Source organism: Acidovorax sp., from assembly GCF_046294525.1.
GTDB lineage: Bacteria > Pseudomonadota > Gammaproteobacteria > Burkholderiales > Burkholderiaceae_C > Acidovorax.
On record NZ_JBKBKQ010000039.1, the window covers coordinates 1 to 20,118 of the forward strand.

The 20,118-nt window shown below is 65.1% G+C and carries 20 protein-coding genes and 1 riboswitch; of the genes, 11 read left to right on the top strand and 9 right to left on the bottom strand.

Features of this window, described 5'->3' with window-relative positions; translation table 11 throughout:
- Nucleotides 1–255 precede the first annotated feature (255 nt).
- Nucleotides 256–3,006 (bottom strand): DUF349 domain-containing protein, encoded by a 2,751-nt coding sequence (locus ACK4HJ_RS21860; RefSeq protein ID WP_409835490.1) that lies wholly within the window; start codon nucleotides 3,004–3,006, stop codon nucleotides 256–258.
- Nucleotides 3,007–3,959: 953 nt separating this feature from the next.
- Here ACK4HJ_RS21860 and ACK4HJ_RS21865 point away from each other — a divergent pair.
- The 4 genes from ACK4HJ_RS21865 to ACK4HJ_RS21880 all read left to right on the top strand — a co-directional run bounded on the left by ACK4HJ_RS21865 (nucleotide 3,960) and on the right by ACK4HJ_RS21880 (nucleotide 8,002).
- Nucleotides 3,960–4,802 carry a transglycosylase SLT domain-containing protein gene (locus ACK4HJ_RS21865; RefSeq protein WP_409835492.1) on the top strand — a complete coding sequence of 281 codons (843 nt, stop codon included), beginning with the start codon at nucleotides 3,960–3,962 and terminating at the stop codon, nucleotides 4,800–4,802.
- Between the two features lie 76 nt (nucleotides 4,803–4,878).
- Nucleotides 4,879–5,032, top strand: a riboswitch (ZMP/ZTP riboswitch).
- Nucleotides 5,033–5,067: 35 nt separating this feature from the next.
- Nucleotides 5,068–6,312, top strand: a complete 1,245-nt coding sequence (glyA, locus tag ACK4HJ_RS21870; RefSeq protein WP_409835494.1) for a serine hydroxymethyltransferase — start codon at nucleotides 5,068–5,070, stop codon at nucleotides 6,310–6,312.
- A gap of 21 nt (nucleotides 6,313–6,333) precedes the next feature.
- Nucleotides 6,334–6,783 (top strand): transcriptional regulator NrdR, encoded by a 450-nt coding sequence (gene nrdR, locus ACK4HJ_RS21875; RefSeq protein ID WP_409835496.1) that lies wholly within the window; start codon nucleotides 6,334–6,336, stop codon nucleotides 6,781–6,783.
- 316 nt (nucleotides 6,784–7,099) lie between these two features.
- Nucleotides 7,100–8,002, top strand: coding sequence for a DMT family transporter (locus ACK4HJ_RS21880; RefSeq protein WP_409835497.1), 903 nt, complete (start codon nucleotides 7,100–7,102; stop codon nucleotides 8,000–8,002).
- A gap of 33 nt (nucleotides 8,003–8,035) precedes the next feature.
- Here ACK4HJ_RS21880 and aroC read toward each other — a convergent pair whose 3' ends face one another.
- Nucleotides 8,036–9,133, bottom strand: a complete 1,098-nt coding sequence (gene aroC, locus ACK4HJ_RS21885) for a chorismate synthase (RefSeq protein ID WP_409835499.1) — start codon at nucleotides 9,131–9,133, stop codon at nucleotides 8,036–8,038.
- Between the two features lie 188 nt (nucleotides 9,134–9,321).
- Here aroC and ACK4HJ_RS21890 point away from each other — a divergent pair, with 188 nt between their 5' ends.
- Nucleotides 9,322–11,502, top strand: a complete 2,181-nt coding sequence (locus tag ACK4HJ_RS21890; RefSeq protein WP_409835502.1) for an EAL domain-containing protein — start codon at nucleotides 9,322–9,324, stop codon at nucleotides 11,500–11,502.
- A gap of 22 nt (nucleotides 11,503–11,524) precedes the next feature.
- Here ACK4HJ_RS21890 and ACK4HJ_RS21895 read toward each other — a convergent pair whose 3' ends face one another.
- A complete protein-coding gene (locus ACK4HJ_RS21895) occupies nucleotides 11,525–11,974 on the bottom strand; it encodes a CBS domain-containing protein (RefSeq protein WP_409835504.1) in 450 nt (149 codons plus the stop codon).
- A 103-nt stretch (nucleotides 11,975–12,077) separates the two neighbouring features.
- On the opposite strand from ACK4HJ_RS21895, the gene ACK4HJ_RS21900 reads away from it, so the two are divergent.
- The 3 genes from ACK4HJ_RS21900 (at nucleotide 12,078) to ACK4HJ_RS21910 (ending at nucleotide 14,842) form a co-directional block, all read left to right on the top strand.
- Nucleotides 12,078–13,400, top strand: coding sequence for an O-acetylhomoserine aminocarboxypropyltransferase (locus ACK4HJ_RS21900; protein WP_409835506.1), 1,323 nt, complete (start codon nucleotides 12,078–12,080; stop codon nucleotides 13,398–13,400).
- Between the two features lie 2 nt (nucleotides 13,401–13,402).
- Nucleotides 13,403–14,221: an alpha/beta fold hydrolase gene (locus ACK4HJ_RS21905; protein ID WP_409835508.1), complete on the top strand. Its 819-nt coding sequence runs from the start codon at nucleotides 13,403–13,405 to the stop codon at nucleotides 14,219–14,221.
- Between the two features lie 264 nt (nucleotides 14,222–14,485).
- Nucleotides 14,486–14,842: an Mpo1-like protein gene (locus ACK4HJ_RS21910; protein WP_409835510.1), complete on the top strand. Its 357-nt coding sequence runs from the start codon at nucleotides 14,486–14,488 to the stop codon at nucleotides 14,840–14,842.
- 9 nt (nucleotides 14,843–14,851) lie between these two features.
- Here ACK4HJ_RS21910 and ACK4HJ_RS21915 read toward each other — a convergent pair whose 3' ends face one another.
- A complete protein-coding gene (locus ACK4HJ_RS21915; RefSeq protein WP_409835512.1) occupies nucleotides 14,852–15,364 on the bottom strand; it encodes an RrF2 family transcriptional regulator in 513 nt (170 codons plus the stop codon).
- A gap of 121 nt (nucleotides 15,365–15,485) precedes the next feature.
- Between ACK4HJ_RS21915 and ytfE the strand changes: the two genes are divergently transcribed.
- Nucleotides 15,486–16,271: an iron-sulfur cluster repair protein YtfE gene (gene ytfE / locus ACK4HJ_RS21920; RefSeq protein WP_409835514.1), complete on the top strand. Its 786-nt coding sequence runs from the start codon at nucleotides 15,486–15,488 to the stop codon at nucleotides 16,269–16,271.
- Nucleotides 16,268–16,711 carry a group III truncated hemoglobin gene (locus ACK4HJ_RS21925; RefSeq protein WP_409835516.1) on the top strand — a complete coding sequence of 148 codons (444 nt, stop codon included), beginning with the start codon at nucleotides 16,268–16,270 and terminating at the stop codon, nucleotides 16,709–16,711. Before ytfE ends, ACK4HJ_RS21925 begins: the two co-directional genes overlap by 4 nt.
- A 25-nt stretch (nucleotides 16,712–16,736) precedes the next feature.
- On the opposite strand, the gene ACK4HJ_RS21930 is transcribed toward ACK4HJ_RS21925, so the two are convergent.
- From ACK4HJ_RS21930 to ACK4HJ_RS21945, 4 genes are read right to left on the bottom strand one after another with little or no spacing between them, the layout of a single operon-like run.
- Nucleotides 16,737–16,910, bottom strand: a complete 174-nt coding sequence (locus ACK4HJ_RS21930; RefSeq protein ID WP_409835518.1) for a LiaI-LiaF-like domain-containing protein — start codon at nucleotides 16,908–16,910, stop codon at nucleotides 16,737–16,739.
- A gap of 43 nt (nucleotides 16,911–16,953) precedes the next feature.
- On the bottom strand, nucleotides 16,954–17,202 hold the full coding sequence (locus ACK4HJ_RS21935; RefSeq protein WP_409835520.1) for a DUF3820 family protein: 249 nt from the start codon (nucleotides 17,200–17,202) through the stop codon (nucleotides 16,954–16,956).
- Nucleotides 17,203–17,212: 10 nt separating this feature from the next.
- A complete protein-coding gene (locus tag ACK4HJ_RS21940) occupies nucleotides 17,213–17,575 on the bottom strand; it encodes a translation initiation factor Sui1 (protein ID WP_409835522.1) in 363 nt (120 codons plus the stop codon).
- Nucleotides 17,572–18,051: a DUF2721 domain-containing protein gene (locus tag ACK4HJ_RS21945; RefSeq protein ID WP_409835524.1), complete on the bottom strand. Its 480-nt coding sequence runs from the start codon at nucleotides 18,049–18,051 to the stop codon at nucleotides 17,572–17,574. The genes ACK4HJ_RS21940 and ACK4HJ_RS21945 overlap by 4 nt, the downstream gene beginning before the upstream one ends.
- 157 nt (nucleotides 18,052–18,208) lie before the next feature.
- On the opposite strand from ACK4HJ_RS21945, the gene ACK4HJ_RS21950 reads away from it, so the two are divergent.
- The gene (locus ACK4HJ_RS21950) at nucleotides 18,209–19,504 is read left to right on the top strand and encodes a DEAD/DEAH box helicase (protein WP_409835526.1); all 1,296 of its coding nucleotides are present in this window, start codon (nucleotides 18,209–18,211) and stop codon (nucleotides 19,502–19,504) included.
- A 197-nt stretch (nucleotides 19,505–19,701) separates the two neighbouring features.
- Here ACK4HJ_RS21950 and ACK4HJ_RS21955 read toward each other — a convergent pair whose 3' ends face one another.
- The gene (locus tag ACK4HJ_RS21955) at nucleotides 19,702–20,052 is read right to left on the bottom strand and encodes a DUF6172 family protein (RefSeq protein ID WP_409835528.1); all 351 of its coding nucleotides are present in this window, start codon (nucleotides 20,050–20,052) and stop codon (nucleotides 19,702–19,704) included.
- Nucleotides 20,053–20,118: the final 66 nt, after the last annotated feature.

A 20,118-nucleotide genomic window follows, 5' to 3' on the forward strand; every position in this document is an offset into this window, starting at 1 on the left:
ACTGCGAGCGACCGCATCTGTCGCTGAAAATGCAAACGCCCGATGCAGTGCATCGGGCGTCGTTGGCCGGATAGTCCGGCTGGAGTTTTTAACCGTCCTGGGTGTCAACGCTATTCAGGACAGGTCACGGCCGCGCGTCGGGTGAAGCGGCCTCAAGGGCTTGCACTACTCTCCGAACTCGCGCGCCACCCAGGCAGCGAACACCCCGTCCGGCATTCGCTCCCATAGGCAGCCTCGCGGCTGTGGGCTCTTCGCTTATTTGCGCAGCAAGGTTTTCAGCGCGTTCTGCAGGCGCCGCGCGCTCGCTGCATCGCTGGCCGTGGCCAGAACTCGCGCAGCATCCTGGCCCCAGGTCTGGGCGGGTGCGGGGTCGTTGCGGCGGGTCAACAACTGCAACTGCAGCATGCGCCGGGCGGCGATGTGCTCCGCAGGCGTGGGCACCTCGGCCGCCATTTCAAGGCGCAGCAGCGCTTCTGAAGCGTCACCTTGCGGAACGGCCGAAAGCGACTGCGACCATGCGCTACGCACTTGTTGTGTGACGCGGCCGCCCAGGTCCTGCGCCGACGGCAGCTGAGCCGCGTCGCGTTTCTCCCAGGCGCCCAGCAGCTGGGTCAAGGCTTCGCCATGGGCTTGGGCCGCCAGCTTCTTCAGAGCCAATTGAGCGTGTTCCATGGCCTCGCGCTGCGCGCGGAATGCCGTGTCACCAAGGCGCGGACCCCGGTCTTCTTGCGGCGCGCGGTCACTGAACCGGCCGCCTCGGTCATTGCGGTCGCCAAACCGCCCTTCCCCCCGCGGTCCACGCCCTGCGTCGCGGTCGCCGGACCGGCCGTCGCGGCGGTCCCCAGGGCGGCCACTTCGGCCGGGCGCGGCGGGGGCATCCTTTTTCATGCCGGGCCGGTCATCGCCACGCACAGCCACCACGGGGCGTGCGGGCTTGGGAGGCGCGGGCGCGGGCGCGGCAACCTCGCCGCCACCTTCCTCGCCCGTGCCAATGGCATCACCAGACGCAGAGGCAGATGCTTCAGATTCAGGCGCACCCTGCTTTTGGTGCACATCGTTTTGGGCAGATGCCACCGCAGCCGCTGCCTGGGCCTGACCGCGCAAGGCGGCTTCCAGGGCCTGCATGGCCGCGCGGATCTGCTGGGCGTCGCCCGAGGCATTGGCCGCCTCCAGTGCTTTGGACGCCTCCAGCACGACGCGGTCGCGCGCGCTCAGTTCCGTGGCTGCGCGCTCGCGGTCTGCAGACTTGCGGTTGAAAGCTTCATCGATTGGCTTGCGGAAGGCGTCCCACAGCTTTTGTTCATGCTTGCGGTCCAGCGGCACAGTTTGCGCCTCGGCCTGCCAGCGCTGCTGCAAGGCCTTGACGGCGTCGATGCGCAGCGCTGGGGCGGCGCCCAGCGCCGTGGCCTCTTCGATCATCGAGTGACGTCGGGCCAGGCTTTCCTTTTGCGCGGCTTCCAGCGGCGCAGCAGCCAGTGCGATGGCCTGTTTCCATTGCGGCTGCAGCTCTGCAAAGAGCTTCTCGCCCACGTGTCCACCCTCGCGCCAGCGGTCGCCAAACTGGTGCAGTGCGCGGTTGATGGCCTTCCAGTCACCCGACGCAGCGTGCTCCTGCGCCCACGCTTTCACTTCTTCAATCAGCGCCAGGCGCTGGGCCTTGTTCTCGGCTGCTTCGGCGCGGATCTTGTCCAGCCACGCTTCGACCACTTTGTGGGCTGCATTGCAGGCCTCGTCAAACTTTTTCCACAGCGTGTGGTTTGGTGCACCACCCTGGTCGGCCTGCTTCCACTGCTCGCGCAGGCTTCGCAGGGTTTCCTGCATCTTGCGGCCGCCCAGCCCCTGGCCTTCAGGCCGGTTGAGCAGTGCTTCGGCCTTGGCAACCAAGTCTTCGCGCACCTGGTCGGCACTCCAGCGCTGCCAGCCTTCGAGCTCGCCCGCGGCGACCAGCGCAGCATGCACCTGCTGCTCCAGCGCGTTGTCGATGTATTTGCCATGCACCTTGAGCACGGCACGCAATGCGGCGGCCGCGCCAGCACTGGCTTTACCGTGGCCTTCTGCGGTTTCCTTCTCCAGCGTCGCCAAAGCGTCACGAACGGTACTGGCTGCTTTCTCCAGCACCTCAGGCGCGACCTTGGGCTTGGCCGCACGGGCCGGCTTGGCGGCAGCCGTCGCGGCCGCGTTAGCTGCGGCCTCGGTGGGCAGCCCGCGCGCTGCACGCAACTCATCGGCCCACACCGGCACGGGCGGCAGCGGTGCGTTGGCATCTTCTGCAGCGGCTGCGGCCTGCGCCACGGCGGGCTGGAAGGCCTCCCACACCACGAGCAGCTGCGTGCGCGACGCGTCCAGCAGCGGAGGAAAACGCGCTTCGACGCTGGCCCAGCTGGCATCGCTCGTCAGCTCTTGCGCCTGGTCCTGCCAGCGCGCCACGTCAGCGCGCAGCACATCCAGCGCTGCATGGGCGTCGCGCCAGGGCTTGGTGGACAGCACTTCGATGCGCTGGGCCAGCAGCACAGCGGCCTCGCGTTGCACTTGCACGCGGTGCTGCAGGTCTTCAATCACCTTGACCCGGTCTGCCACCTGAACCTTGAGCAGCGACAGCGGTTCGCGCGACAGCGGAGCACCCGCCTTGGCGGCGTCGCGCTGCCATGCCAGCGCGTCGGCAATATTGAGCTTGGGGGCGGACAGCAGGGCCTGTGCCTTCTCAGCCCATTCGGCAGCAATGGCCTCCTGCCCCTTGGCGCGCCGGATCTCGTCCAAGCGCTCGCGCACCGCGCGGGCGGCGCCCTTGTCGCGGCCGCTCAGTTCCTTGAACACCTCCTGCAACTGCTCCGGTGCAGGCTGGGTGGCCAGCCAGTCGCGGATGCGGGACGCGCGCTCGCCCGAGGTCGCGGCAGAAAAGGCGCCGCCGGTCAGCGCGTCGAGCGGATGCGGCTCATGGGTTTTGGCCGGAGCCGGATTCACTTCAGGTGCGTCGGACATTTTGCTGCGGGAAAAAAATGGAAACATGGATCCAGTGGAGAACAAAAGGCGGTCACAGGCGCTAGGCCTCAGGACCTGCCGCAGCGGACGCCCATGGACGAAGCGCGTAGCGGCAACAAAGCGGCTATTTTGACCGGTAACAGCAGGCGCGCGGCGCATCCACCTTAAGCGAAGTCCCGCGACAGAACTGGTACAAGGCTGTGGAGGCGGCGCGCGGGGCTGCCAGTCAGCCCACTGATCCACCCGGACACCGCAGTAGCAGACCGCATTATCTATATATAGACACCCTGCTCTATTCCAACGCCTTGGCATGCAGTGCGTGTGTGAGCTGCATAAGCAAGAAAGCCCGGCGGACAGTGCCTGAAGGCCTGCCTGCCGGGCTTGACGGCTGACACAACGGTCTTTGCCATCGGTCGACATGCGGAGATAAAGGTCCGCATGGCGGGGAGGCAAGGTATTGCCTCCAAGGGTTGCCGTGAAAGCGGCATCTGCTGCACCTTGGCACTGAATGCCCTCGGCGGGAGACTTCGCTTCGTCTGGCGATGCCTGAAAGAACAGGCACCTGAACCTTACCAAAGTCGCGCCAGCAACTCAAACTGCGTTCTCAATGGTTCTAAAAAGGACGATTGAATTTGACATCGATGCAGTCACATCGTGGCTGTTGGCCGCACCGGCGTAGACCGCCAAAACCGCCGAAAACCTGTGAATTTTTACAGATTTTTCATAACAAATACATATAACAATCTTGTTTATTAGTATTGACTAAGCATTTAGTGAACTTCTAGAATCCGCCAGCCCCAAAAACGGGGCTAGTAAAAACCCCAACCCGCTGCCGAACCCGGCTAATTCAAACAGGGCAATCCAAGCACACCACAGACGTGCGGGCCCACTTGATGGCGTACCAATCCAGGCGACTTGCCGGGCAGGCGCAGTCACACAGACTGTCCTCTTCCCCCGCTGTGCCTCAGAAAGGAAGAGCTATGACAGCGTCAGGAAAAATGGTCTCCGGCGTACGAACCTTCGTGGCCGACGTGACCGAAGGTTTTCTTGAAATCACCCACAACAGCTTTGCCCTCATCGGGCTGGCCGTTGCCTTCGTCGTTATTGCGCTCACTGCGCGCCCCGACCTGCGCCAGGCGGGCGAGGAGCAGTTGATGGACTGGCTGCGCACGCGCCAGGTCGAGGCCCTGGGCATGCCCGTGGAGCCGGAGGCCAGCGAGCGCGCCACAGCCGCCAACCCCAAGGACCTGCCCAAAGAGCAGGCGGCCGTCGCCTTCTGGCTGAGCAAGAAGTACCGCGTCGCCCCCGAGCCACTGAGCGTGCTGGTGGCCGAGGCCTACGACATTGGCGAGCGCGCCAAGATCGATCCCACGCTGATCCTGGCGATCATGGCGATTGAATCGAGCTTCAACCCGTTTGCCCAAAGCGCCGTGGGAGCCCAAGGCCTGATGCAGGTGATGACCCGCGTGCACACCGACAAATACCAGAGCTTTGGCGGCCACTTTGCCGCGTTTGACCCGGTGACGAACCTGCGCGTGGGCGTGAAAGTGCTGCAGGAGTGCATCGCGCGGGCAGGTTCGGTCGAAGGCGGGCTGCGCTACTACGTGGGTGCAGCCAATCTGCCCGACGACGGCGGCTATGCGGCCAAGGTGCTGGCCGAGCACTTCCGCCTGCGCCAGGTGGCAAATGGTCGCACCATGCCCACCAATCCGCCTCCCACGCTGTCCACCCAGGCTCCCGCACAGGTGGTTCCAGCCGTAGCGCCAGCGCAGACGCCGGCTGCCGCCAGCGGCGAAAAAGTCGCTCTGCTATCGGGCCTTTGATTCGGGCAATCTCCAGCGCGGCGGTTGCTTCGACGCCCCGCTGCGGCGGCTGAACCAGCACCGGCTCAGCTACACTAGTGGGGTACGCGACTGGCGATAGGCGCTGCATTCAACCACTGAATGCAGCCGCTGACGTGGAAACCAGCAAGAACCTACTTCTTGTGAACCACTGGGAAGCGTGCCGCACGGGGCCCACCCGTTGCGTTCAGCCGTTCGCCTGGGCAGCCCTTGTTTCAAGGGACACAAGTTCATAGGACTGCCAATCATGTACGACCGCAAAATTCTTGTCGAACAAACCGACCCCGAGCTGTTTGCTGCCATCCAGGCCGAAAACGCCCGCCAGGAACACCACATCGAGCTGATCGCCAGCGAGAACTACGCCTCCCCCGCCGTGATGTGGGCGCAGGGCACCCAGCTGACCAACAAGTACGCCGAGGGCTACCCTGGCAAGCGCTACTACGGTGGCTGCGAGCATGTGGATGTGGCAGAGCAGCTTGCCATCGACCGCGTGAAGAAGATCTTCGGCGCAGACGCCGCCAACGTGCAGCCACACTGCGGCGCGTCCGCCAACGAAGCCGTGTTTCTGGCTTTCCTCAAGCCCGGCGACACCATCATGGGCATGAGCCTGGCCGAAGGTGGCCACCTCACCCACGGCATGCCGCTGAACATGTCGGGTAAGTGGTTCAACGTGGTCTCTTACGGCCTCGACAAGAACGAAGCCATTGACTACGACGCAATGGAAGCCAAAGCGCGCGAACACAAGCCCAAGTTGATCGTGGCTGGTGCATCCGCCTATAGCTTGCACATCGACTTCGCCCGTTTTGCCAAGGTCGCCAAGGAAATCGGTGCGATCTTCATGGTGGACATGGCCCACTATGCTGGCTTGATCGCAGCTGGCGTGTACCCCAACCCCGTGCCCCACGCCGACGTGGTGACCAGCACAACGCACAAGAGCCTGCGCGGCCCCCGTGGCGGCATCATCCTGATGAAGGCCGAACACGAGAAGGCCATCAACAGCGCCATCTTCCCCGGCCTCCAAGGCGGCCCGCTGATGCACGTGATTGCAGCCAAGGCCGTGGCGTTCAAGGAAGCGCTGACACCCGAGTTCAAGGTCTACCAGGAACAGGTCGTGAAGAACGCCAAGGTGGTGGCCGAGACGCTGACCGCACGCGGCCTGCGCATCGTGTCGGGCGGCACGCAAAGCCACGTGATGCTGGTGGACCTGCGCGCCAAGGGCATTACTGGCAAGGAAGCCGAGGCCGTGCTGGGCGCCGCCCACATGACCATCAATAAGAACGCGATCCCCAACGACCCTGAGAAGCCGATGGTGACCAGCGGCGTGCGCATCGGCACCCCCGCCATGACCACACGCGGATTCAAGGAAGAAGAAGCCCGCATGACGGCCAACCTGATTGCCGACGTTCTGGACAACCCGCGCGATGAGGCCAACATCGCCGCCGTGCGCGAAAAGGTCAACGCGCTGACCGCACGCTTCCCCGTCTACGGCTAAGGGCGGAGCTCGGCCACTGCCATGAAGTGCCCTTTCTGCAGCCACCTCGAAACGCAAGTCGTTGAAACGCGGGTGTCTGAGGACGGGGTCTTCATCCGCCGTCGCCGCCAATGCGGCGCGTGCGACAAGCGGTTCACCACCTACGAGCGGCCGGAGGTGAGCTTCCCCGCCATCGTCAAGAAGGACGGCCGCCGCATTGAATACGACCGGGGCAAGCTGCTGGCCTCGTTCAACCTGGCCCTGCGCAAACGCCCTGTGAGCACGGTGCAGATCGACAGCGCCATCGAGCGCATTGAAGAAAAACTGCTGAACCTGGGCCAGCGCGAAGTGCTCTCCGGCCGCATTGGCGAACTGGTGATGCGCGAACTCAAGAAGCTGGACAAGGTTGCCTACATTCGCTTCGCGAGCGTGTACCGCAGCTTTGAGGACATCGACGACTTTCGCGCCATGGTGGACGAGGTGCGCAAGTAGCCAACGCCGCGCAACGCGGCGGTGGAGCACTCCTCAGTGCCTACGCCTGCGGCCGACCCCTCCTGCGGATTCATTTTTTAGGTCTTTTTGGGCTCCAGCGCTTATTCAGCAAGCGCCAGCAGCTATCAATTTGTTAGCAAAACGACCTCGGCCCATGGTCGCGGAAAGGCCCGCGGACTCCCGTGTCACCCATGCTACAGCCTGAATCGCTCTTGTTTTGATAGCTTCCAGCGCTTGAAGGATCAGCGCTAGAGGCGATTTTCATCAAGAACATCCGTTGTTCTGTAGCCAGCGCGCCCCACGCCGGTGCCGGACAATGCGCCCGGTGAAAACCCGCCACTTCCTGCAGCTGGTGCTGCTGTCTGCCCTGTGGGGCGCATCGTTTCTCTTTATCCGCATTGCCAGCCCGGTGCTGGGCCCCAACGTGATGGCCGCGTTGCGCATTGGCCTGGCCACGCTGACGCTGGTCTGCATCATGCGCGTAGCCAACGAGTCCTGGCCGTGGCGCCACTGGCGCGAGCTGTTTGGGCTGGGCACGCTCACCGTCGCCCTGCCCTTCTTGTTGTACGCCTGGGCAGCCCTGCACCTGCCCGCCGGCTACAGCTCGCTGCTCAATACCATGGCAGTTCCGTTTGGTGTGATCGCGGCGGCGTGGATGAAGGAAGACACGCTGAGCGCCCGCAAGTGGCTGGGCTGCCTGTGCGGCTTTGCGGGGGTGGCGCTGATCGTGCAGCTGGGCCCGGTGGAGCCCACGCCAGCCTTGCTGCTGGCCGCGGCCGCCTGCGTGACAGCTTCGGCGTGCTACGGCATCTCCACCACCTGGATGAAGCGCGCTACCCACCGCATGTCGCCGCTTTCGATTGCAGCCGGCATCCATGCGGCGGCGCTGGTGCTGCTGCTGCCAGGCGCGGCCTGGAGCCTGCCCGAGGCACGCTTCACGCCGGGAGCGCTCGGCGCCGTGGCGGTGATGGGCATCGTGACATCGGGGCTGGCCTACTGGCTCAACCTGCGGGTGCTCAAGCACGTCTCGCCCGTGGCGGCGATGAGCTCGGCGTTCATGATCCCGCTGTTCGGCGTGGCCTGGGGCCACGTGTTCCTGGGTGAGGCGCTGGGGCCAGGCATGCTGTGGGGCGGCACCCTGGTACTGGTGGCCACGGGACTCGTGACGGGATTCAACCCGCTGCGCTGGCTGGTGGCGCTGCGCGCGCGCGAGGGTTAGCGGGGATCAGCCAGTCGGCAATCAACCGGGCCGTCAGAGAAACGACGCCTGGATGGGGGGCACGGGCGGCACCACGTCGCCACACTGCGCGCGGTGGCGCAGGGCGTGGTCCATCACCACCAGCGCCAGCAGCGCCTCGGCTATGGGCGCTGCGCGAATGCCCACGCAAGGGTCATGGCGGCCCTTGGTAATGACCTCGGTGCTGTTGCCATGCACATCGATCGATTCACGCGGGCTGATGATGGAGCTGGTGGGCTTGATGGCGATGCTCACCTCCAGATCCTGCCCGGTGCTGATGCCGCCCAGCACGCCACCAGCGTTGTTGGTGCGAAAGCCCTGGGGCGTCATCGAATCGCCGTGCATGGTGCCGCGATGCGCCACGCTGGCAAAGCCCGCGCCAATCTCCACGCCTTTAACAGCGTTCAGGCCCATCATGGCGTGGGCGATGTCGGCGTCGAGCTTGTCGTACAGCGGCTCGCCCAGGCCCACCGGCACGCCCGTGGCCTGCACGCGGATGCGGGCCCCGCAGGAGTCGCCCGCCTTGCGCAGGGCGTCCATGTAGTCCTCGTACTGCTGCACGTCGGCCACAGGGGCGAAGAAGGGGTTGGCGCGTACGTGGTCCCAGCTCTCGAACGGGATGGGCAGCTCGCCCAGTTGGGTCATGCAGGCGCGGAACTCGGCACCATATTGCTGCGCCAGCCACTTCTTGGCCACGGCGCCTGCAGCCACCGTGGGCGCCGTCAGGCGGGCGGAAGACCGGCCGCCGCCCCGCGGGTCGCGGATGCCGTACTTGTGCCAGTAGGTGTAGTCGGCATGGCCGGGGCGGAAGCTCTCGGCGATATTGCTGTAGTCCTTGCTGCGCTGGTCAGTGTTTCGGATCAGCAGGGCAATGGGCGTGCCGGTGGTCTTGCCCTCGTATACGCCAGAGAGGATCTCCACGGCGTCGGGCTCGTTGCGCTGCGTGACGTGGCGGCTGGTGCCAGGACGGCGCCGGTCCAGGTCGGCCTGGATGTCGGCCTCGGTAAGGGGCATGCCCGGTGGGCAACCGTCGATCACGCAGCCAATGGCTGGGCCGTGGGATTCACCAAAGTTGGTGACTGCGAATAGGGTGCCGAAGGTGTTGCCGCTCATGGGGCGCGATTATCCCAGAGGCCCAGCCACCGCCGCGGTGGGCCAGGCTCTGCCCCGGGCACTTACTGCTTGGCACGGTGGCGCACGCTTGCTAGCATGTTCAGACGATCACTGGGATGTTCATGCCCGCCTCTGCCCTGCCCTCTTCCGATCACGTTCCGCCATTCGCAGCCCCTCTGCCAGCCCCCATGGCTGATGCGCCCCTGCGCCGGGCGCTGGATGCCAGTGACGACGCGATCGTGCTCAGTAACAGCCAACGCAGGGTGGTTTACGTCAATGAGGGCTTCAGCCGGCTGTTCGGCTTCGGGCCAGAGGAAGTGCTGGGGCAATACCTCAGCAACGTGCTGTTCGGACCGCACACCGACCCGGGCCTGCTCGCCCAGATCCGCGACGACGTCACGGCGCGCGGCCACTGCCGCGTGGATACCCTACTTTACAGCAAGACAGGCCACCCGCTGTGGGTGTCGATGGTCATCAACGCCTCCACCGAGGATTCGGGCGGCCCCGGCGGCAGCATTACCGTGATCACGGACATCACGCTCACCAAGATGCACGAAGTGCTGCAAAAGCGGGTACTGGAGGGCATGGTCAACGAGCTGCCGCTGGCCAACCTCATGACCCTGGTGTGCCGCGAGGTGGAACGCATCGCACCTGAAGTCACCGCCTCCATCCTGGGGGTGGACGAACGCGGTCTACTCCACCCACTTGCCGCGCCCGGTTTGCCGCCGGATATCTGCGCGGCCATTGAAGGGCTCCCCATCGGGCCGCTGGCCGGCTCCTGTGGCACGGCCGCTTTCACCGGCGAGCCGGTGGTGGTCACCGACATAACCACCGACCCGCGCTGGGCCGACTACAAGGCCCTGTTCGCGCCCACCGGGCTGCGAGCCTGCTGGTCGAGCCCAATCCTCGACCACCACGGCAAGGTGGTAGGTACCTTTGCCTTCTACTTCAAGGACGCGCGCGGCCCTGATGCCTTGCACCAGCGGCTGGTGGGCGCGTGCCTGCACCTGTGTGCACTGGCCATCGAACGGGACGCCACACGCCAGCGCATCCACCAGCTGGCGTTTTTCGACATGCTCACCGGTCTGCCGAACCGGGCGATGTTCTGCAGCAGTGCCGAGCGCACGCTGGCCAGCCTGCACAGCGAAGGAAAGCCCGCAGCGCTGCTGTTTGTGGACCTGGACCGGTTCAAGCAGATCAACGACACGCTGGGCCACGCCGCAGGCGACGCCCTGCTGTGCGAAGTGGCAGCGCGTCTGACCCAGGGGTTGCGGGCGCTGGACCTGATTGGCCGGCTGGCCGGCGACGAGTTTGTGCTGCTGCTGTCCGAATGCCCCACGCGCCACGCGGTGCAGACCGCGCACCGCATGCTGGCCACCATTGCGCAGCCCATGGACATTGGAGGCCAGTCGCACGTGCCGCATGCCAGCATCGGCATCGCCATGTTTCCGGACGACGGCGACACCATCGACACCTTGCTGCGCCACGCAGACCAGGCCATGGCCCAGGCCAAAAGCGACCATCGGCACAGCCTGCAGCTCTTCAGCGCCGAGATGAACCAGCGTGCCCAGGAGCGCGCGGGCCTGGAACGCGCGCTGCGCCACGCGCTGGCAGAGCGCAGCCTGCGCCTGCATTACCAGCCGCAAGTGCTCAGCAGTGCTACGGGCACCCTGCACGGTGTTGAAGCCCTGGCGCGCTGGACAGATGCCCACTGGGGCGTGGTGCCACCCAACCAGTTCATTCCGGTGGCCGAAGAAGCGGGCCTGATCCACGAGCTGACACTGTGGCTGCTGGACGAGGCCTGCCGCCAGTTGGCCGCATGGCGCGTGCAGGGCCACGATGTGCCGTGCATATCGGTCAACCTGTCTGGCCGCAGCTTTCACCGGCCCGAGTTCGCGCAGGAGATCAGCGACGCCCTATCGCGCCATGGACTGCGTACCACCGACTTGCTGCTGGAGATCACGGAAAGCGTGATGATGGACGCGCGCCCTGTGACGCTGTCCAACATCGAGACCCTGCACCGCAAGGGCTTCAAGCTGTCGCTGGACGACTTTGGCACGGGGTATTCGAGCCTGAGCTACCTGCACCGCCTGCCCATCTCGGAATTGAAGCTCGACATGGCTTTTGTGCAGGACCTGACCACCAGCCCCACCGCGCGTGCGTTGACGGTGTCGGTGCTGAGCATCGCGCACAGCCTAGGCATGGTGGTGGTGGCCGAGGGCGTGGAGACCAGCGGCCAGCAGCAGTGGCTGCAGGCCCACGGCTGCCCCGTGATGCAGGGCTATCTGTTTGGCAAACCCATGCCTGCGCAAGAACTGGAAGCCTGGTTGCTTGCCAAGAGCCCGCTGGTGGCGCAGGGCCACCGCTGAGGCGCAGGCTCAGGAGCGGGGTTCAGGAACGGGGTTCGTCTTCAGGCCAGTCGCGGATGTAGGCCTTGAGCATCTTGTTCTCGAAGTTCTGGCTGTCCACCACGGCCTTGGCCACGTCGTAGAAGCTGATCACGCCCATCAGCATGCGACGGTCCATCACGGGCATATAGCGGGCGTGGCGGTCCAGCATCATGCGGCGCACCTCGTCCATGTCGGTTTCGAGCGTGCAGGTCAGGGGTGCATCGTCCATGGCCGTGCGCACCAGCATCGTGCCCACACTGCCACCGTTCTTGACCAGTGCCTGGATGACTTCGCGAAAGGTGAGCATGCCCACCAGGTCGCCGTGTTCCATCACCACCAACGAGCCGATGTCGCGCTCGGCCATCACCGCCACCGCGCCTGCCAGCGGTTCGTCCGGCGTGGCGGTGTACAAGGTGTTGCCTTTGACGCGAAGGATATCGCTGACTTTCATGGTGCTGGGTCTCCGAGGGGGCGGCGGCGCTGCCGCAGTCTGAATGATCGATGTGAATATAGCCCACAATCTCCCGCTGCACTGACAACATGGGAGACACCCGATGCCCGGCTATTCCGACCCCGGCTTTGACACGCTGGCCCTGCACGCAGGGGCGAGCCCCGACCCCGCCACCGGCGCGCGCGCCACGCCCATCCACCTGACCACTTCGTTCGTCTTCGAGTCGAGCGACCACGCAGCGTCGCTCTTCAACCTGGAGCGCGGCGGCCATGTGTACAGCCGCATCAGCAACCCCACCAACGCAGTGCTGGAGCAGCGCGTGGCGGCCCTGGAAGGTGGCGTGGGCGCGATTGCCACCGCCAGCGGCCAGGCCGCGCTGCACCTGGTGATTGCCACGATCATGGGCGCGGGCAGCCACATCGTGGCCAGCACGGCGCTGTATGGCGGTTCCCAGAACCTGCTGCACTACACGCTGTCGCGCTTCGGGATCGAGACCACGTTCGTCAAGCCCGGCGACATCGACGGCTGGCGCGCTGCGGTGCGCCCCAACACCAAGCTGTTCTTTGGCGAGACCGTAGGCAACCCGGGCCTTGATGTGCTGGACATCCCCACCGTGTCTTCCATCGCGCACGATGCAGGCGTGCCGCTGCTGGTGGACTCCACCCTCACCTCCCCCTGGCTCATCAAGCCGTTTGAGCATGGCGCCGACCTGGTCTACCACTCAGCCACCAAGTTCCTATCGGGCCACGGCACGGTGGTGGGCGGCATCGTGGTGGACGGCGGCAGCTTTGACTGGGACGGCCCAAAATCCGCCGGCAAGTTTGCCGAGCTGACCCAGCCCTACGATGGCTTTCACAACATGGTGTTCACCGAAGAGAGCACCGTGGGCGCCTTCCTGCTGCGCGCGCGGCGCGAGGGGCTGCGCGACTTTGGCGCCTGCATGAGCCCGCACACGGCCTGGCTCATCCTGCAAGGCATCGAGACCCTGCCGCTGCGCATGGCGCAGCACATGCGCAACACCGAGAAGGTGGTGGAATTTCTGGCTGCGCAGCCGTTTGTTTCGCGCGTGGGCCACCCCATGCTGGAGTCTCACCCGAGCCACGCCCTCGCGCAAAAGCTGCTGCCGCGTGGCGCAGGCTCCGTGTTCAGCTTTGACCTCAAGGGCAATCGCGAGCAGGGCAAGAAGTTCATCGAAACCCTCAAGGTCTTCAGCCACCTGGCCAACGTGGGCGACTGCCGCAGCCTGGTGATCCACCCCGCGAGCACCACGCACTTCCGCATGAGCGACGACGCGCTGGCGGGCGCAGGCATCAGCCAGGGCACGATCCGTCTGTCCATCGGCCTCGAAGACGCCGACGACCTCATCGACGACCTCAAGCGCGCGCTGAAAGCGGCCGAAAAGGCCGCAGAAAAGGCGGGGGCCTGACCATGCACATCCAAGTCAACGGCGCCGCCATCTACTGCTACACCGGCGGCAAGGCCTTCGATGCCGCCAAGCCCACGGTGGTGTTCATCCACGGCGTGCTCAACGACCACAGCGTGTGGGCCCTGCAAAGCCGCTACATGGCCAACCATGGCTGGAACGTGCTGGCCATCGACCTGCCCGGCCACTGCCGCAGCGGCGGCGATGCGCCCGCTACCGTGGAGCAAGGCGCGGACTTCATCGGCGCGCTGCTGGATGCCGCGGGCGTGCAGCGCGCGGCATTGGTGGGCCACAGTTGGGGATCGTTGATTGCCATGGAAGCCGCTGCGCGCCTGAAGGGCCGCATCAGCCACCTGGTACTGGTGGGCACGGCGTTCCCGATGAAGGTGTCGCCCGCACTCATCGATGCGTCGCAGACCGACCCAGAAAAAGCGATGCGCATGGTCAACGTGTTTTCACGCAGCACGCTGGCAGCGCCGCCCTCCGCACTGGGCCCAGGCACCTGGGTGTTTGGTGCGGGCATGGCACTGGGGCGCAAGGTGCTGCGCAGCAACCCCCACGTCAACGTGTTCCACCGCGGGTTTGTGGCCTGCGATAGCTACACGGGTGGCGAGGCGGCCATGGCGGCAATCACCTGCCCTGTGCTGTTCGCGCTTGGCGGCCAAGACCAGATGACGTCGCCCAAGGCTGCGCAGGGCCTGATCAACGCTGCGCGCGCTGCCGGCAAGCAGGTGCAGGTCGCGCACCTGCCCGTGGGCCACAACCAGATGACGGAGGCGCCGGAAGAAACGTTGTTTGCGTTGCGCGACTTTCTGGCGCGGTGACGGCACGCACGCGCAACAAACAAGATCGGATTGATATCAATTTGATAGCTGCTAGCGCTTGATGGACAAGCGCTGGAGGCCAATTTGACTGATATTTACCTTGCAATGCGGTGCGGAGCACCGCTGCGCGGCCGAATGTCGTGCACGCGACGGAATGCACCGTCCGGCGGTTCTAGACTGTTTCCCTGGCCGGGGCGCCGCGCACAGCGCCCCGGCCACAAGATCCTGACCACAGGACATCCCAGGGCACAAGGAGACAACACCATGGACATAAGCACGCCCCACGCGCCACAGGACTCAGCCGAGAGCAAACCTGACCCGCGGACCTTCAAGCGCTTTGCGGACTTCTATCCCTTCTACCTCACCGAGCACAGCAACCGCACCTGCCGGCGCCTGCATTTTGTGGGCTCCACGCTCAGCCTCGCATGCCTGGCCATGCTGATCGCCACCGGCAAACCGCAGTACTTGCTGTACGGCCTGCTCTGCGGCTACGGCTTCGCGTGGCTCGGGCATTTTGTCTTTGAAAAGAATAAGCCCGCCAGCTTCAAGCGGCCGCTCTACAGCTTCATGGGCGACTGGGTGATGTACAAGGACATCTGGACGGGCAAGGTTCCGTTCTGACGGGCCGCATCAGCGGTTGCCATCCGACCGCACAGGCAGGCCCGGCGCTTGCCGATTCAGCCCCGGGGCCTGGACAGGTGCCCACTCGGGAGCGCTGATGCCCGAGGCCAGCGCGCGCGGGGGCACCAGTTCTGCCAGCGTCACCCCGTCCAGCACCGCCAGGTAGGCGTCCATGGCCTGGCTCAGCACGCCCTTCAGGCGGCAGTGGCTGCTCAGCCGGCATGCGTCCGTAGCGGGGTCAAAACATTCAACCAGGTGAAAGTCGGTTTCGGTGGCGCGCACCACCTCGCCGACGTTGATGGACGCGGCGGGCCGCATCAGCCGCATACCGCCTCCACGCCCCCGCGTGGTTTCCAGAAGACCCTGCGCGGCCAGCTGCTGCACGATCTTCATGAGGTGGCTGCGCGAGATGCCATAACCCTCGGCCACTTCCGAGATGGTGACAGGCTTCGCGCGGCCCTCAGTAGCTGCGCAATACATCAGCACACGCAGCGTGTAATCGGTCCATTGAGTCAGTCGCATGGTGAAAGGCCTTCAACGCGGGGCGGGTGGCGGTGGTTTGCCGCAGGTCAATAAAAGATTCTTGCCGGATGCATTTTATTGAATAAAATATTCACATCATATGAATCTTTAAAGGACCCTCATGAACGCCCGTATCGATTCCCTCCATGCCGCCACCGCGACAACCACAGCGCCCGGCGCCTTCAGGCCCAGCGCGGACCAGGCCATCGGCCAGATCGCCGTGCAGCTGCCCGGTGCCACTGCGGTGTTCCGCCGCCTCAAGCTCGACTTCTGCTGCGGCGGGCAGATCAGCCTGGCCCAGGCCGTGGCCGACAAGGGGCTCGATCTGGAGACCGTGCTGACCGAACTGGCGAGCCTGCAGCGCAGCAGCGACGTGCCCGAGGCCGCCTCGCCCGGCGCATTGATCGACCACATCCTGGCCCGCTACCACGAGGTGCACCGCCAGCAGTTGCCCGAGCTGATCCGCATGGCCCGCCGCGTGGAGGCGGTGCACAGGGACAACCCCCATGTGCCAGTCGGGCTGGCAGACCACCTGGAAGCCATGCACGAGGAGCTGCTGTCGCACATGCTGAAGGAAGAGCAGGTGCTTTTCCCCATGCTCAAGGCAGGCGGCAATCCGTTTGTGGGGCAGCCCATCGGCGTGATGCGCGCCGAGCATGTAGACCATGGTGAAGCCCTGGACCAGCTGAACGCCCTGACGAATGACGCCACGCCGCCCCCAGGCGCCTGCAACACTTGGCGCGCGCTCTATGCCGGCATTGCGCAGCTGGGCGACGACCTCGTCAACCACATCCATCTTGAAAACAACGTGCTCTTCCCGCCGTTCGAGTCCGGTGCTGCGCCCGCTGCACAAGGTTGCGGTCCGTCAGGTTGTGCATGCAGCGGTGGGGGCACACTGGCGCAATGAGCACGCACGCATCTACCGCCGCAGAGCCCGTCGGCCTCGCCACCCAGCCCACGGCGGACACCATAGCCCAACTGGTGCACGACTTTTATGCTGACGTGCGTCTGGACCCGTTGCTGGGGCCGGTGTTCGAGCGCGCACTGCACGGCCAGTGGGACGCACACCTGCAACGGCTGGTGGACTTCTGGAGCACCGTGGCGCTAGGCACGCGCAGCTTCAAGGGTGACGTGTTTGGAAAACACATGGTGCTTACGGGCGTGACGCCGGCGCACTTTGCGGCCTGGACGGGGCTGTGGCAGCAACACACCAACCGGATGTTCGCCCCCGACGTGGCCCGCGACCTGCAGGCGGCTGCGCATGGCATTGCGCGCAATCTGTTTCGCGGCTACTTTGGCCACGAGCCCGCATTTGCCACGCCTCGTCACACCCACGACGGCGTTTGATGGCCTGCGGCTGGCGGAGCGCAGACTATTTGCGCTTGTCGCCCGGCGTGAAAAACAGTGCAACCCCCAGCGCAATCAGCGCCACGGGCCACCACACACGCAGTACCTCCCGCAGGCTGATGTCGATGAGCCCCAGGTTGCTCAGCAGGAAGAATGCGCCCAGAACGACCAGCACGATCGCAGCGATGTTGCCCTTCATATTGCGGTCCCTCGAAATTGTTGTGAATGGATTGTGCGCGGGATTATGGAGTGGACGCGTCCTTGCCAGCCCGCGGCGCCCCGCCCGTGCGCAGAGGCGCCAGCAGGTGCGACAGGCCGTTGTGGTCGATCTCGTGCATCAGCGCCAGCAAGCGGCCCAGCTCGCCTTTCGGGAAACCCTCTCGCGCAAACCAGTTCAGGTAGTTGCCGGGCAGATCGGCCAGCACCGTACCCTTGTATCTGCCATAGGGCATCGGGGTGGACACCAGTCGCTGAAGTTGCTCGACATCCATCGCCGTGCCCTCAGCCACCCGCGCGCTTGACCTTGTGGCCCAGATTCTGCAGCGTTGTGATCACGCGGTCCACATGGTCGCCCTGCACTTCGATGACACCGTCCTTCACCGTGCCACCGCTTCCGCAGGCCGTCTTGAGTTGCTTGCCCAATTGCGTGAGCGCCGCTTCGTCCGCCAGAACGCCTTTGACCAGCGTCACGGCCTTGCCGCCGCGGCCCTTGGTTTCGCGAGACACTCGCACAATGCCGTCCCCTGTGGGCAAGGGTTTGTTCTGCTGGCAGGTGCATTGCGCCACGGGCTGCCTGCAAGCAGGGCACATGCGGCCCGCGTCGGTGGAATAGACCAGGCCGCCCAGGTCTGCAAACGACTTCATGGCTTGGAACTCCCGGCGATCTGGATCTCCTGCTGCAGCAGATGGAAGTTGAGGAGTCGCGTGGCAATCACCGTCTCGGCCAGAAAACACACGAGCGCCAGCAGGAAGGACACCACGCCCGCCAGGAATCCCGCCACCGCCAGATGGTTGGCGCGGAACTCCGTGGTTTCTCCCAGAAAGAGCAAGATGATGGTGATGCCGATGAGAAACGCGCAGAACGTGAGCAACGCGATGCAGCCATTGGCTAGGCGCCCGCGCAGCCGCAGTTCGGCCAGCTCTGCGTAGGCGCGCGCAACGAACTCGGGCTCGGCGTTGGCGCGGGCACGGTCTTCCACCGCCCGAGCGCGGTCGATGATGCGGGCCAGCCGCCCGGCCACAGCGCCGATCATCCCGGAGACAGCGGTAAGCAAAAACACGGGAGCCACGGCGAGCTGGATGCCGTGGGTGATGACGGAAGAATCGAGGGATAGAGCCATGGGCGGGGGCGTGGTGCGACAACGCGAATTGTGGGTTGGCCGATTATCCTGCTGCCGGGCACACCCAAGGGGCCAAGCCCCAAGGCGCGACAATGCAGGCCTTGCCACCGGCTGCCCGCTCTCCGGCCCACCTCACCTGCCCGCGCTCAAATAGTCCATGCCTTTTGCTTCCCTCGGTCTTTCTCCCGCCCTCTCCCACGCTGCGGCCCAAGCGGGTTTTTTGGCGCCCACGCCCATCCAGGCGGCTGCCATCCCCGCCGTTTTGGAAGGGGCGGATGTGCGGGGTGCCGCACAAACGGGGTCGGGCAAGACCGCTGCTTTTGCCCTGCCGCTGCTGCAAATACTGTCATTGAGCGACGTGGGCGCCAAGGGACCGCGCCGCGTGCGCGCGCTGGTGCTCGTGCCCACGCGGGAGCTGGCCGCCCAGGTGGGCGAGGTGTTGCGCAGCCTGGCGCAGCATGTGCAGCAGCCGCCGAAGGTGGCCGTCGTTTTTGGCGGCGTGTCCATCAACCCGCAGATGATGGGCCTGCGAAGCGGCGCAGACATCGTGGTGGCCACACCCGGCCGATTGCTGGACCTGGTGGACCACAACGCCCTGCGTCTGTCGGCCGTGGCGCACCTGGTGCTGGACGAGGCTGACCGCCTGCTGGACCTGGGCTTTGCCGAAGAGCTGCAACGCGTGCTGGCCCTGCTGCCCGCACGGAGGCAGAACCTGTTCTTTTCAGCCACCTTTCCTGCAGCGGTGCAGACGTTGGCCGACAGCCTGCTGAATAACCCGGTCCATGTGGACGTGCCGGGCACCCCCGGCAACGAGCCAGCCATCGAGCAACGCGCCATTGCTGTGGACGCGAGCCGCCGCACGCAACTGCTGCGCCACCTGGTCAAGGAGCACCACTGGTCTCGCGTGCTGGTGTTTGTGGCCACCCAATACGCCGCCGAGCATGTGGCGGAAAAACTGTACAAGGCTGGCATCTATGCATCGCCCTTCCACGGGGGCTTGAGCCAGGGCGCACGCAAGCAGGTGCTGCAGGAGTTCAAGGACGAGCGCTGGCAGGTGGTGGTGACAACCGACCTGGCGGCACGCGGAATCGATATTGCACAGCTGCCTGCGGTGGTCAACTACGACCTTCCACGCTCTGCGGTGGACTACGTGCACCGCATTGGCCGCACGGGCCGCGCGGGAGATAGCGGTGTGGCCGTGAGTTTTGTGACGGCCGATGCCGAAGCGCATTTCCGCCTGATCGAAAAGCGCCAGAACCTGACCTTGCCGCGCGAACAGATTGCGGGTTTTGAGCCCACAGAGACGGCCTCGACTGCCGCAGTGCCCGGCTCCGGCACCGGCGGTATCAAGGGCACGCGGCCCAGCAAAAAGGACAAGCTGCGCGCAGCTGCTGCTGCAGCAGCTGCGGCCGCAGGGGCCGCAGACAGCGCGGCGCAAAAAAAAGGCTCCTGATCGGAGCCTGGTGTCGGCGAGCCATGCGGCTTGGCTCAGAGGCTGAAAGTTTTTTGGTCGGGCCCGAAAGGCGCGCCAAAACGCTTCGAATGGAGACGCAAAGCACAGCCATAGCTCGGGCTATGGCGAGCATTTGCAACGATCAGCCGGAGCGTTTTGGCGTGCAGGACGGGCCGGGACAAAAGACTATCAGCCTCTCAGGAGTCGTTGCCCAAAGCATCTGACAGATCGGTGTCTTGCCCGCCAGCTGGAGTCTCGCCCGCCTGCCTCGGTCTGCGCTGACCCGTCTTGGCCAGGATCTCGACGTAGAACTGCGCGCCGCCCTCTGCCGCCACCGCATTGATCAGCCCGGTCAGCGCCGAGAGGTGCACCTCCACCGCATCTTCTTTGGTGACGCCAAACCGGCAATCAAAATCCCAGAAGTCGGCGCCCGCGGGCAGCTCGCGGCGCCGCTCACGCTTGATGTACTTGCGGATTTCGTGCTTGACGGCATCCAGAACGCGGTCGCGATTCCTGCCTTCAACGTGGAGTGGGAAAGTTTTTCTCATGGGGGATGGTACCGCGCGCGACACAGAACCATTTCCATGCACCAAGGCCGGTGCCACAATGGCGCA

Excerpts from the sequence above, each read along its gene's own strand:
- ACK4HJ_RS21860 (WP_409835490.1), bottom strand. The coding sequence starts at position 3,006 with ATGTTTCCATTTTTTTCCCGCAGCAAAATGTCCGACGCACCTGAAGTG.
- ACK4HJ_RS21865 (WP_409835492.1), top strand. The coding sequence starts at position 3,960 with ATGACAGCGTCAGGAAAAATGGTCTCCGGCGTACGAACCTTCGTGGCC.
- glyA (WP_409835494.1), top strand. The coding sequence starts at position 5,068 with ATGTACGACCGCAAAATTCTTGTCGAACAAACCGACCCCGAGCTGTTT.
- nrdR (WP_409835496.1), top strand. The coding sequence starts at position 6,334 with ATGAAGTGCCCTTTCTGCAGCCACCTCGAAACGCAAGTCGTTGAAACG.
- ACK4HJ_RS21880 (WP_409835497.1), top strand. The coding sequence starts at position 7,100 with ATGCGCCCGGTGAAAACCCGCCACTTCCTGCAGCTGGTGCTGCTGTCT.
- aroC (WP_409835499.1), bottom strand. The coding sequence starts at position 9,133 with ATGAGCGGCAACACCTTCGGCACCCTATTCGCAGTCACCAACTTTGGT.
- ACK4HJ_RS21890 (WP_409835502.1), top strand. The coding sequence starts at position 9,322 with ATGGCTGATGCGCCCCTGCGCCGGGCGCTGGATGCCAGTGACGACGCG.
- ACK4HJ_RS21895 (WP_409835504.1), bottom strand. The coding sequence starts at position 11,974 with ATGAAAGTCAGCGATATCCTTCGCGTCAAAGGCAACACCTTGTACACC.
- ACK4HJ_RS21900 (WP_409835506.1), top strand. The coding sequence starts at position 12,078 with ATGCCCGGCTATTCCGACCCCGGCTTTGACACGCTGGCCCTGCACGCA.
- ACK4HJ_RS21905 (WP_409835508.1), top strand. The coding sequence starts at position 13,403 with ATGCACATCCAAGTCAACGGCGCCGCCATCTACTGCTACACCGGCGGC.
- ACK4HJ_RS21910 (WP_409835510.1), top strand. The coding sequence starts at position 14,486 with ATGGACATAAGCACGCCCCACGCGCCACAGGACTCAGCCGAGAGCAAA.
- ACK4HJ_RS21915 (WP_409835512.1), bottom strand. The coding sequence starts at position 15,364 with ATGCGACTGACTCAATGGACCGATTACACGCTGCGTGTGCTGATGTAT.
- ytfE (WP_409835514.1), top strand. The coding sequence starts at position 15,486 with ATGAACGCCCGTATCGATTCCCTCCATGCCGCCACCGCGACAACCACA.
- ACK4HJ_RS21925 (WP_409835516.1), top strand. The coding sequence starts at position 16,268 with ATGAGCACGCACGCATCTACCGCCGCAGAGCCCGTCGGCCTCGCCACC.
- ACK4HJ_RS21930 (WP_409835518.1), bottom strand. The coding sequence starts at position 16,910 with ATGAAGGGCAACATCGCTGCGATCGTGCTGGTCGTTCTGGGCGCATTC.
- ACK4HJ_RS21935 (WP_409835520.1), bottom strand. The coding sequence starts at position 17,202 with ATGGATGTCGAGCAACTTCAGCGACTGGTGTCCACCCCGATGCCCTAT.
- ACK4HJ_RS21940 (WP_409835522.1), bottom strand. The coding sequence starts at position 17,575 with ATGAAGTCGTTTGCAGACCTGGGCGGCCTGGTCTATTCCACCGACGCG.
- ACK4HJ_RS21945 (WP_409835524.1), bottom strand. The coding sequence starts at position 18,051 with ATGGCTCTATCCCTCGATTCTTCCGTCATCACCCACGGCATCCAGCTC.
- ACK4HJ_RS21950 (WP_409835526.1), top strand. The coding sequence starts at position 18,209 with ATGCCTTTTGCTTCCCTCGGTCTTTCTCCCGCCCTCTCCCACGCTGCG.
- ACK4HJ_RS21955 (WP_409835528.1), bottom strand. The coding sequence starts at position 20,052 with ATGAGAAAAACTTTCCCACTCCACGTTGAAGGCAGGAATCGCGACCGC.